This window comes from Arthrobacter mangrovi (assembly GCF_026011795.1).
Taxonomy (GTDB): Bacteria; Actinomycetota; Actinomycetes; order Actinomycetales; family Micrococcaceae; genus Crystallibacter; species Crystallibacter mangrovi.
The window spans coordinates 24,594-35,650 of sequence record NZ_BRVS01000025.1 but is presented as its reverse complement, the minus strand read 5'-3'; the positions used below and the strand labels follow the sequence as shown (position 1 = coordinate 35,650).

General features: G+C 69.7%; 9 protein-coding genes. 6 read left to right on the top strand and 3 right to left on the bottom strand.

All coding sequences use genetic code 11. The features are described from left to right. Positions 1-329: BCCT family transporter (locus AHIS1636_RS16795; protein WP_264796990.1), on the bottom strand; the 329-nt coding region annotated here is incomplete at its 3' end. A gap of 185 nt (positions 330-514) precedes the next feature. Here AHIS1636_RS16795 and AHIS1636_RS16790 point away from each other — a divergent pair. From AHIS1636_RS16790 to AHIS1636_RS16770, 5 genes are all read left to right on the top strand, one after another. After that, a complete protein-coding gene (locus AHIS1636_RS16790) occupies positions 515-1,141 on the top strand; it encodes a cob(I)yrinic acid a,c-diamide adenosyltransferase (protein ID WP_264796989.1) in 627 nt (208 codons plus the stop codon). Positions 1,142-1,456: 315 nt separating this feature from the next. Further along, the gene (gene putP, locus AHIS1636_RS16785; RefSeq protein WP_264796988.1) at positions 1,457-2,953 is read left to right on the top strand and encodes a sodium/proline symporter PutP; all 1,497 of its coding nucleotides are present in this window, start codon (positions 1,457-1,459) and stop codon (positions 2,951-2,953) included. A gap of 199 nt (positions 2,954-3,152) precedes the next feature. Beyond that, positions 3,153-4,448: an MFS transporter gene (locus AHIS1636_RS16780; protein ID WP_373875870.1), complete on the top strand. Its 1,296-nt coding sequence runs from the start codon at positions 3,153-3,155 to the stop codon at positions 4,446-4,448. Between the two features lie 64 nt (positions 4,449-4,512). Continuing rightward, a complete protein-coding gene (locus tag AHIS1636_RS16775) occupies positions 4,513-4,875 on the top strand; it encodes a PadR family transcriptional regulator (RefSeq protein ID WP_264796986.1) in 363 nt (120 codons plus the stop codon). Beyond that, positions 4,875-6,224 carry a permease prefix domain 1-containing protein gene (locus AHIS1636_RS16770; protein ID WP_309298625.1) on the top strand — a complete coding sequence of 450 codons (1,350 nt, stop codon included), beginning with the start codon at positions 4,875-4,877 and terminating at the stop codon, positions 6,222-6,224. The genes AHIS1636_RS16775 and AHIS1636_RS16770 overlap by 1 nt, the downstream gene beginning before the upstream one ends. Before the next feature lie 10 nt (positions 6,225-6,234). On the opposite strand, the gene AHIS1636_RS16765 is transcribed toward AHIS1636_RS16770, so the two are convergent. Together AHIS1636_RS16765 and acnA are read right to left on the bottom strand one after the other, a co-directional pair. After that, positions 6,235-7,464, bottom strand: coding sequence for an NADP-dependent isocitrate dehydrogenase (locus AHIS1636_RS16765; RefSeq protein ID WP_264796984.1), 1,230 nt, complete (start codon positions 7,462-7,464; stop codon positions 6,235-6,237). Positions 7,465-7,488: 24 nt separating this feature from the next. Next, complete coding sequence (acnA, locus tag AHIS1636_RS16760) at positions 7,489-10,281, bottom strand: aconitate hydratase AcnA (RefSeq protein WP_264796983.1); 2,793 nt, start codon at positions 10,279-10,281, stop codon at positions 7,489-7,491. Between the two features lie 107 nt (positions 10,282-10,388). Here acnA and AHIS1636_RS16755 point away from each other — a divergent pair, with 107 nt between their 5' ends. Continuing rightward, positions 10,389-11,057, top strand: a complete 669-nt coding sequence (locus AHIS1636_RS16755) for a GntR family transcriptional regulator (RefSeq protein ID WP_264796982.1) — start codon at positions 10,389-10,391, stop codon at positions 11,055-11,057.

Genomic DNA, 11,057 nt, shown 5'->3' with positions numbered 1-11,057 from the left:
GCCAGGTGGGTGACCGGCTCATACACCCCGAAGAACATCAGGCCGATCCCCATGCCGGCACTGAACATCATGGCCACCCAGGACAGTGTGGAGAACTCGGCCTCCTCCCCCTCGCGGGAGAGCGGGATATTGCCGTAGCGCCCGAAGGCCAGCACCAGGGAGAAGACCACGAACCCGGTGGCGCCCAGCACGAACAGCCAGCCGAACGACGTCGTTACCCATGCCAGCGCGGCGCCTGCCGCGGCCTCCACCGCCTCCGTGAAGAAGATTCCGAGCAGGCAGACCACCACGATGATGCCTACGGAAACCCCGAAAACTGTTTTATCCACCGTCGCGAATCCCTTGGCTGGAGGCGCGGAAACGGCGTCCCCCAGCCTGGATTGTGCGCTTTCACCGGACGGTTCGTTGCTCATGAATACCTCGCTGGTAGCGGTCGGTTCCTTGCCTGGCGGGACGGGATGTCCAGTCGTTCCTCTCTTCGACGCCGGCATCTTCCTTACGTATAGTTTCAGCCATGGACGAGCATGACGCACCGCTTCCGAACATTCCGGCAGAGTCTGCCACGACCGGCGACTACGGCCGGACCGACTTCGGCGGGCACGGCAACGTTTCCAAGAACGACGCGCGGGTCCTCGCCTACGACGAATGCGATGCGGGGAACGCTGCCATCAGTGTCGTGATGGCCAGCGAGGCGGTGTCGTCGCACATCGGGGCTACCTTGCTCAGCATACAGAACGATCTCTACGACCTCGCGGCCGACCTGATGCAGCCAACGGACAGCCAGGAGCCGGCGCAGGCGCGCATCGTGCCGGGCCACACGGAGCGGCTGGAGCGCGCGATCGAGCACTTCTCGCAGGACGCGGAAGACCTTAGCGGAATGATCCTTCCCGGCGGCACGCTGGCGGCGGCGCTGCTGTACCAGGCCCGGGCCACCGTGCGGCGCGCCGAACGCGCCGTCTGGGCGGCAGTGGAGGAATTCCCGGACAACGTCAACGCAGAATGTGCCCGCTACCTGAACCGGCTCTCGAGCCTGCTGTTCGTCCTGGGCCGCGTCGCGAACGCCGAGCACGGCGACGTGATGTGGGTGCCCGAGGCCTCGGTCCGGCCGGTCGATCCGGACCCGGAGATCGTCGAGGACTAGGCCGCGTCCCCACGGCCGCAAGCCGCTTTCCGGAAGGCCCTCGGCCGTAACGGACATCTCATCCATCCGCCCCGTGTGGCTTTCCTGCTGTGGTGACGACCACAGCTCCGGCGGATCCCGCTGCACACCAGGTGGCGCCGGCGCCCCCGGCGGCTCGGTGCGCGCGCTGGTCCGCGGACTAACATCAGGCCGTGCCCGGCGGGTGGAACAGGACTGCGCCCTCTAGTCATGCATTTGGCCGAGACATGGGCCAAATGATGATACTGGAGGTTGCCCCAAGCCACCGATCCCGGTCAGACCGGAAGGATTCCACTCGTGAACGACCAACTCTTCCAGTACATCGCCATGGCCCTGTACATGGCCGGCATGCTCGCGATCGGCTGGTGGGCGTACAAGCGGACCAGCGACCTCGACGACTACATGCTCGCCGGCCGCGGCCTCAAACCCGGCGTGGCCGCCCTGAGCGCAGGCGCCTCCGATATGTCCGGCTGGCTGCTGATGGGCCTGCCCGGCGCGCTCTACCTGAACGGCCTTTTCGAAGCCTGGATCGCCATCGGGCTGACCGTCGGAGCCTGGCTGAACTGGAAGTTCGTGGCACCGCGGCTGCGCTCCTACACCGAAGTCGCCAACGACTCCATCACCGTGCCGAGCTTCCTGGAGAACCGACTCAAGGACAACTCACACATCCTGCGCGTGGTATCCGGCCTGATCATCCTGGTCTTCTTCACCTTCTACGTTTCCTCCGGCATGGTCGCCGGCGGCATCTTCTTCGAATCCTCGTTCAATTCCACCTACACCATCGGCATGCTGCTGGTCGGCGGCGTGACCGTGCTCTACACCCTCTTCGGCGGCTTCCTCGGCGCCAGCTACACCGACGTGGCGCAGGGCCTGCTGATGTTCGCCGCCCTGCTGGCCGTGCCGATCGCCGGCCTCTTCGCCACCGGCGGCCTCGGCGCCACGCTGGACTCCGTCCGCGAGGCCGACCCGGCCCATCTGAGCCTCTTCGCCGGGGGCGCGGTCGCGGGCATCTCGGCCGCAGCCTGGGGCCTGGGCTACTTCGGCCAGCCGCACATCATCGTGCGCTTCATGGCCCTGCGCTCCCCCGCCGAGGCCAAGGCGGCGCGCCGGATCGGCATCGGCTGGATGGTCATGACCGTCCTCGGCGCCGCGGCCACCGCGCTGATCGGCATCGCCTACTTCCGCCAGAACCCGCAGGCCACGCTGACCGATCCGGAGTCCGTCTTCCTGGACCTGGCCCAGATCCTGTTCCACCCCTTGATCGCCGGACTGGTCCTCGCCGCCGTCCTCGCCGCCATCATGAGCACCATTTCCTCGCAGCTCATCGTCTGCTCCTCCGCGCTGGTCGAGGACCTGTTCAAGATCGTCGCGAAGCGCGAGGCCTCGCCGAAGACGCAGGTCATGCTCGGCCGGCTCGGCGTACTGGTGGTCTCCGTCGTCGCGGCCATCCTCGCCTGGAGCCGCAACGACACCATCCTCGGCCTGGTCGCCTTCGCGTGGGCCGGCTTCGGCGCCTCCTTCGGCCCGACCATCCTGCTGTCCCTGTTCTGGCGCAAGCTCACCATGCCCGGCGCCCTTGCCGGCATGGTCGCGGGCGCGGTCACCGTCTTCACCTGGGGCAACTCGGAGCTGACCGACACGATGTACGAGATCGTGCCCGGCTTCGTCCTCAACGTCGTGGTCGCGGTCGTGGTCAGCCTGCTCACCTTCCGGCACAAGCCGGAGATCGAGGCGGAGTTCGACGCCGCGCTCGGCGGACTCAAGGCGGAACCGGTCGGCGCCGGCACGCGCTAGGAGCTGACGACGGCGGGGCCCGGCCGCGTGCCGGGGCCTCCGGGGCCTTCACGCGCCACAGCGGACGGCGGGAGCACCGGACAGGGTGCTCCCGCCGTCGCCGATTAACGCGGTAAGTGGTTTGCGCTTCCCAATCACTTGGGTGGATACTGGTGTCCCGCCCCACTTCCAAGGGAAAACCGTGTCCTTGCCCCGCGCCATGCGCCCCTTCGTCCACCGCGATTACCGCGTCCTGATCGCCGCCCTGGCCATCTCGATTTTCGGCACGGGCATGTGGGCCGTCGCCATGGTCTACCAGGTCATCCACCTCGGCGGCGGGCCGGTGGAGCTCTCCATCGTCGCGACCGCCTCCAGCATCGGCCTGCTCGCGTTCGTTCTGCTCGGCGGCATCGCCGCGGACCGGCTGCCCCAACGACGGCTGATCATCGCCGTGGAGGCTGCCAACCTGCTGGCTGTCGGCACCGTGGCGGTGCTGGCCGCCACGGAGCTGCTGCAGCTATGGCACCTGGCCGCCGCCGCGTTCCTGCTCGGCGTGGGCGCGGCGTTCTTCTTTCCCGCCTACTCGGCGATCCTGCCGCGCATCCTGCCCGCGGAAGACCTGCTGGCGGCCAACGGCATGGAAGGCACCATGCGCCCGCTGCTGCAGATGGCGGCCGGGCCCGCCGCGGCCGGCATGATCGTGGCCGCCTTCTCGCCCGCGAGCGCGGCGGCCTGGATCGCCGGGTGCCACCTGTCGGCACTGATCATCCTGACTTTCCTGAGCCGTGCGGTGGCGTCCGCCGCGCCGGCAGCCCCGGAAGGACCAGCCGGTGCGGGCAGCGGCATAGACGGGCACGGCACAAGGGCCAAGTCGTCGGTCCGGCGCGACCTGCGGGAGGGCGTCGCCTACACGGTGAAGACTCCGTGGCTGTTCTGGACCCTGCTGTGGGCCGTGGTGTGGGTGCTGCTCTTCATCGGTCCCATCGAGGTGCTGCTGCCGTTCGCGGTCGCCGACCAGCTCGGCGGGGACTCCAGCACGTTCGGCTTCCTGCTCGGCACCTACGGCGCCGGCGGGGCGGTTGGCGCGCTGGCGACGGCATCCTTCCGGCTGCCGCGGCGCTACCTCAGCGGCATGCTGCTGCTTTGGGGCTTCGGTTCGGTTCCGCTGGCCATCACGGGCTTCGCCACGAACTTCTGGGTGCTGGCCGCCGTCCTGTTCGTGGTCGGCCTGACCGGCGGCGCGGGCCAGGTCATCTGGGGCACGTTGCTGCAGCGCCGCGTCCCGCCACACCTGCTCGGCCGCATCTCCAGCCTGGACTTCTTCGTTTCCCTCGCGCTGATGCCGGTATCGATGGCGCTGGCCGGACCTCTGGCCGCCGTGGTGCCGATCTGGTTGATCTTCCTGGTGGTCGGACTCATCTCCCCGGTGCTGTCCGTGCTCGCCATCGGTTTCGGCGGCATGCTCAGGGACGAGATCGACCATCCGCTGGACCGGGAGGCGGCACCGGTCGACTGACCGCCTGGGTCATACCTAGAACTGCTATGCTTCATGCGTAGTAGATCTAGGTATGGGAGGCGCAGTGCGCATCGATAAGGACCTGGTCGCCGCTTCGGCCACCCCGCTGGTACTGGGGATCCTGGCGGAGGGCGACCTGTACGGCTACGCGATTATCAAGCGCGTGAGCGAGCTGTCGGGCGGCGGCATGCAGTGGACCGACGGGATGCTCTACCCACTGCTGCACCGGCTGGAGCGGCTCGGCTACGTGTCCTCGTCGTGGGGAACGTCGGAGTCTGGGCGTCGGCGCAAGCACTATGTGATCACCGCATCGGGCCGCGAGGCCCTCGCCGACCGGCAGGAGCAGTGGGCCGTCGTGGCCGACGCGCTGCGGCAGGTGTGGCAGTCCGCCCAGCGGCCGCCCGCCGTTGCCGAAGGGTGGGCCTAATGGAAACGCATCCGGAACTCGAAGCGCAGATCGGGCGGTGGCGCGGGTACCTCCAGCGGCGCCAGGCGATCTCCCCGGCGGACCTCGATGAACTCGAGGACCACCTGCGCGAGCAGATCGCCGACCGCCGGGCCACGGGGCTCGATGACGAGGAAGCCTTCCTCGTCGCCATCAAGCGCATGGGCAATCTCGACGCGGTCTCCCGCGAGTTCGCGCGCGAGCACTCCGACCGGCTGTGGAAGCAGCTCGTCCTCGTTCCGGAGGCCGCAGGCGACGCCGGCGCCGGGCGCTGGCGAGAGCTGGCGGTAGTCCTGGCCCTGGCGATCGGCGCGGGGCTGACGGTCAGGGCCGGCCTGTCCTGGCTCGGCAGCGGAAACGCCTTCGCCAGCAATGCCGGCCTGCTCGTCATCCCGTTCGTCACCGCCTACCTCGCCTGGAAGCGGCGGGTCAGTGCGCGGCTGGCGGCCGTGCTGCTGGCCGGCTTCGCCGCGCTGGCAGTGTTCCTCAACGCCTATCCGTTCTCCCCCGGCGGCTCCACCGAACTGCTGGCCGCACTGCATGCTCCCGTGGTGCTGTGGCTGCTGGCGGGAATCGCCTACGCCGGCGGGCGCTGGCGGTCCGACAACCGGCGCATGGACTTCGTCCGCTTCACCGGAGAGCTGGCCATCTACTACACCCTGCTGGCGCTCGGCGGCGCCGTCCTGATCGGGCTGACGTTCGCGGCGCTCCAGATTGTCGGGGCCGACTTCGAACCGGCGCTGGAGGGCTGGATCCTGCCGTTCGCCGTCCCCGGGGCGCTCGTCGTCGCCGCCTGGCTCGTCGAGGCCAAGCAGAACGTCGTCGAGAACATCGCACCCATCCTGACCCGGGTCTTCACGCCGCTGACCATCGCCATGCTGCTGGCCCTGCTCGCCGTGCTCACCGCAGCCGGCGGCTTCGCCGAGGTCGACCGCGGCCTGCTCATCCTGATGGACGCCATCCTCATGCTGGTCCTGAGCCTGCTGCTCTACTCCATCTCGGCGCGCGACTCGCTGGCCGCCCCCGGGCTCTTCGATGTCCTGCAGCTGGTCCTCGTCCTCGCCGCCCTCGCGGTGGACGCGGCGATGTTGACTGCGATGCTGGCACGGATCGCGGAGTTTGGCACCAGCCCGAACAAGATCGCGGCGCTGGGCCTGAACCTGCTCCTGCTCGTGCACCTGGTCCGGACGGGCTGGCTCACCCTCGGATTCCTGCGCGGCCGGCGCCCGTTCGGCGCTCTCGAGCACTGGCAGACCCGCTACCTGCCGGTCTACGGCGCCTGGGCCGCCGTCGTGGTGGTGGTCTTCCCGCCGCTCTTCGCTTTCAGCTGACCGGCGGGGGTCAGGACGCCGCCGGGGCGGGGAGCGCGGCGCAGGCGGCCGCGACGGAATCCAGGAAGGCTTCGGTGGAGACGCCCCGCACCCCCGGCCCGGACAAGGCCGCGAGATCGTCAGTCATGATGCCGCGGCGGACGGTCCCGGCCACGGCGTCCTCCACCGAAGCGGCGAACTGCGCCAACGCCTGGTTCCCGTCGATCCCGGCCCGGAAGGCCAGCGCCCGGGTCCAGGCGAACACGGTCGCGATCGGGTTGGTCGAGGTGGTCTTCCCGGCCAGCCGCCGCTCGTGGTGCCGGCGGACGGTGCCGTGGGCGGCCTCGGTCAGCTGGATCCGGCCGTCCGGCGTGGCCAGCACGGACGTCATCAACCCGGGCGAACCGAAACCCTGCGCCACGATGTCCGACTGGACGTCGCCGTCGTAGTTCTTGCACGCCCAGACGTAGCCGCCCTCCCACTTCAGGGCGGACGCCACCATGTCGTCGATGAGCCGGTGCTCGTAGCCGAGTCCGGCCGCTTCGAACCGCGGCCGGAATTCCGCGGCGTAGACCTCGTCGAAGATGTCCTTGAACTGCCCGTCGTAGGCCTTCAGGACGGTGTTCTTCGTGGACAGGAATACCGGGTACCCGCGCTTGAGGCCGTAGGAGAAGCAGGCGCGGGCGAAGTCGCGGATGGAGTCGGTGTAGTTGTACATGCCCATCGCCACTCCCCCGCCCGCCGGGAACGAGGTGACCTCGCGGCTGACCGCCGGCGAGCCGTCGTCGGGCGTGTAGGTAAGCGTCAGCCGGCCGGGACCCGGCACGGCGAAATTGACGGCGGAGTACTGGTCCGCGTGGGCGTGGCGGGCCACCACGATCGGCTTCCGCCAGCCCGGCACCAGCCGCGGCACGGAGTCGATGATGACCGGTTCGCGGAAGATTACGCCGTTGAGGACGCTCCGCACCGTCCCGTTGGGCGAGGGCCAGCGCCGGGAGAGCCCGTACTCGGCGACCCGCCCGGCGTCCGGGGTGATGGTCGAGCACTTGGTGCCGACCCGGTGCTCCGCCACGGCCGCGGCCGCCTCGTGGGTTACGGCGTCCCCCGTCCGCTCGCGGTTGGGCAGCGAGAGGTCGAACCGCAGGATCGGCACGTCCACATGCGGCAGGATCAGCTTCTCCTTCACGATGGTCCACATTGTGTGCGCCATCTCGTCGCCGTCGAGCTCGACGAGCGCGCCGTCCACTTTGACCTTGTCCATGCCCTGCTCCGTTTTCCGCGGCCCTTAGCGGGCGGCCTCGATGGTGCTGCGCAGCAGCGACGGGATGACGCCCCCGTCGTGCAGCAGCTTGACGTCCAGTTCGGTTTCGACGGCGGCACGCGCCGTGAAGGCTTCCCGCCCGCCGTCCGCCGTGTGGAGTACGACGGCGATGTCCGCGCGGGGGCGCAGGGCACCTTCCGCCGCATCCACTTCCAGCCGGTCGCCGGGCCGCAGCCCCTGCAGCCGGGGCAGGACCGCGGCCGGGGCGACCAGCGGCAGGATGCCCATGCCGACCAGGTTGGAGCGGTGGATGCGTTCAAAGCTTCCGGCGACGACGGCGCGCACGCCGAGCAACCGCTGGACCTTGGCGGCCCAGTCCCGGGAGGACCCGGTGCCGTACCGTTCGCCGGCGACGATCACCACGGACTCGCCCTCGCCGCGGTACCGCTCGGCGGCCTCCCACAGCGGCATGACGTCCCCGCTGGGCGCGTGCACCGTGTGGGCGACGGGCAGGCGGACGCCGAGGTCCGCGCCCAGCCGGTTGTCCACCGTTTTGCTGTGGAAGGCGCCGCGCAGCATCACCTCCCAGTTGCCGCGCCGGGAGGCGAAGACGTTCAGGTCGCCGCGGTCCTCGCCGCGCTCCACCAGGAAGTCCGCCACCAGGCTGTCGGCCGGGATGCCGCTCGCCGGGGAAATATGGTCGGTGGTGATGTCGTCGCCGAGGACGAGCAGCGGATGCGCCACGTAGCGGCCCAGCTGGCTGCCCTGGTCCGTCGACGCGAAGGGCGGCCGGCGGAGGATGGTCGACGCCTCATCCCACGGAAACCGCGTGCCTTCCGGGGCTTGGAGGCGCGACCAGAGCGGGTTGCGCACGGCGAGCTCGAAGTCCCGCGAGAAGTCCTGCGCGTCATGCCCTGCCGCCCACGCCGCATCGATTTCCTGTTCCGACGGCAGCAGGTCCGACAGCCTGGCCGGCCTGCCGGCGGGCCTGCTGCCACTGGCGGCGGCCGCGAACTCGTGGGTGGTGAGGTCGACGTCGGCGCGCCCGGCCAGCGCGAAGGCGACCACCAGCGGTGGGGACATGATGAAGCCCAGGTCCAGGTCGGGATGGACTCGGCCGGGGAAATTGCGGTTGCCCGACAGCACGGCGACCGGGCGGACGCTGCCGGCCTCCAAATTGGCCTTGACCGGCGCGCTCAGGGGCCCGGAGTTTCCGATGCAGGTGGTGCAGCCAAAGCCGACGATGTCGAAGCCGAGCGACCCGAGGTCCTCGAGCAGGCCGGAGCGCCGCAAGTAGCTGGCCGCCGCGGGCGACCCGGGAGCCAGCGACGTCTTGACCCACGGCGGCACCTGCAGCCCGAGGGCCCGCGCCTTGCGTGCCATCAGGCCGGCGGCGACGAGCAGCCGCGGATCGGTCGTGTTGGTGCAGCTGGTTATCGCGGCCAGCGCGACGGGGAAGGCTGGCAGGTCCCGGCTGGCTGCGGTGAGCTGCCGGCCCTCGTCCGCGAGCGCGGCCGGAATGCCGGCCAGGGAACGCAGGTCCTGAGGTCGGCGCGGACCGGCGGCCCGCAGCTCGACGGACGCGAGGTCGATCCGCAGTACCTGCGTGTAGTTTGGCTCCGCCGCCGGATCGAACCAGAAGCCGGCGGCCTTGGCGTACGCCTCCACCAGTCCGCATCGGGCCTCGTCGCGGCCGGTCTCCCGCAGGTAGTCCAGCACCCGCTCGTCGATCGGGAAGTAGCCGGTGGTCGCTCCGTATTCCGGCGCCATGTTCGCGACGACCGCCCGCTGGCCGACCGTCAGGGTGGATACCCCCGGACCGAAGAACTCCACGAATTCCCCGGAGACACCGAGCCGGCGCAGCTGCTGGGTCACGGTCAGCGCCAGGTCCGACGCCGTCGCCCCCGGCGGCAGCGCCCCGGTCAGCTTCACGCCGACGACGTCGGGGATGCGCAGCGTGATCGGCATGCCTAACATGACGGTCTGCGCCTCGAGCCCGCCGACGCCCCAGCCCAGGACGCCGAGCCCGTTGACCATGGGCGTGTGGCTGTCGGTGCCGATCATCATGTCCGGTGCCGCCGTGGCCCATGAGGCCGGCCCCTCGCCGTCGTCCGCCACCGAGACCACCGTGGCCAGCTGCTCCAGGTTGATGGTGTGCATGATGCCGGTGCCGGGCGGGTTGATGTGCACGGTCTCCATCGACTGCGCCGCCCACTTTAGGAACCGGTAGCGCTCCTGGTTGCGCCGGTACTCGACGGCCAGGTTGCGCGGCGCAGCGTCGGCCCGGCCGTACTCTTCCACCGCCAGCGAATGGTCGATGGACACGTCCACCCGCAGCATCGGGTTCAGGACGGCAGGGTCCGCTCCGGCCTCGGCCAGCGAGTCCCGCATGGCGGCAATGTCGACCAGCGCCGGCGTGCTCGTGGTGTCATGCATCAGCACGCGCTGCGGCCGGAACTCCAGCTCCTCCTCGGAGGTCCGCCGCTCCAGCCAGGCCGCCAGGTTGCCCACGGTTCGGGCGCTTTCCTCCGGCCCCGAGTTGCGCAGCGTGTTCTCAGCCAGCAGCCGAAGCACCACCGGCAGCCGCCCGAAGTCCGTACCCAGGGCCGAGCGCACATCCATCGCCCGATAGGTGCGGCCGCCCGCCTCGAAGAGTAAGCTGCCGCCCGGCGCCCCGGCCTCCCCCGTCCGCACGCCAGCCCCGGCACTCCGTGCGGCAGCCGCTGCCGTCCGCGCACCAACGGCCGCACTCTCTGCGCCAGCCCCCGCGGTCCGCCCGTCGAACGCCGTATTCCGCGCGCCGATAGCTGCTGCCATGGTCCCTGCCTCCATTGTCGCCGATTTTATAATCTATAAAACAGGACGAGCCGGGAGGAGTCAAAGCTATATTCTGTAATCCACACATTCGAAGGAAGGACGCCGGCATGGCCATGGGGCGGGCACTGACCAAGAACGCCTACGCCTACGAGGAGGTGCGCCAGCGGATCCTTGTCGGTTCATTGGAACCCGGGCAGGCCCTCGCCCAGTCCCAGCTCGCCGCCGAGCTCGGCGTCAGCCTGACCCCGATGCGCGAAGCCCTCCGGCGCCTCGACGCCGAAGGCCTGGTCTTCATCGATGCTCACAAGAATGCCCGCGTGGCGACCCTGTCCGCCGTCGAGGCCACCCACCTTTTCGAAGTGCGCGAGCGCATGGACCCCATGGCGGCGGCACTGGCCGCCGAACGGCGCACCGACGCCGATATCGCCAACATCAAGGCGGCGGCCGCCAACCTCAAGCCCCTGGAGGACAAGGCCAGCCTGGACGCCCTGACCGCCCACCGCCAGTTCCACCGCGCCGTCTACACCGCCTCGCACAACGACCTCCTGATCAACCTGCTCGAAGGCCTCTGGGACAAGGCGGACCGGTACCGCCAGGTCGGCCTGAACGCCCGCAAGGACAGCGCCGCCGACCGCAAGCGGGTCAACCGCGAACACGAAAGCATCATGCGCGCGGTCATCAACGGCGACGCGGCCGCCGCAGAAAAGCACATGCTCGCGCACGTCCAGGGAAGCCTGGGCCGGCGGGCCATCGACGAGCTCGCCAAGAAACAGTAG

What these genes read in the sequence shown, in the direction of transcription:
- AHIS1636_RS16790 (WP_264796989.1), top strand. Translation starts at nt 515, where the DNA reads ATGGACGAGCATGACGCACCGCTTCCGAACATTCCGGCAGAGTCTGCC.
- AHIS1636_RS16780 (WP_373875870.1), top strand. Translation starts at nt 3,153, where the DNA reads ATGCGCCCCTTCGTCCACCGCGATTACCGCGTCCTGATCGCCGCCCTG.
- AHIS1636_RS16770 (WP_309298625.1), top strand. Translation starts at nt 4,875, where the DNA reads ATGGAAACGCATCCGGAACTCGAAGCGCAGATCGGGCGGTGGCGCGGG.
- AHIS1636_RS16765 (WP_264796984.1), bottom strand. Translation starts at nt 7,464, where the DNA reads ATGGACAAGGTCAAAGTGGACGGCGCGCTCGTCGAGCTCGACGGCGAC.
- acnA (WP_264796983.1), bottom strand. Translation starts at nt 10,281, where the DNA reads ATGGCAGCAGCTATCGGCGCGCGGAATACGGCGTTCGACGGGCGGACC.
- AHIS1636_RS16755 (WP_264796982.1), top strand. Translation starts at nt 10,389, where the DNA reads ATGGCCATGGGGCGGGCACTGACCAAGAACGCCTACGCCTACGAGGAG.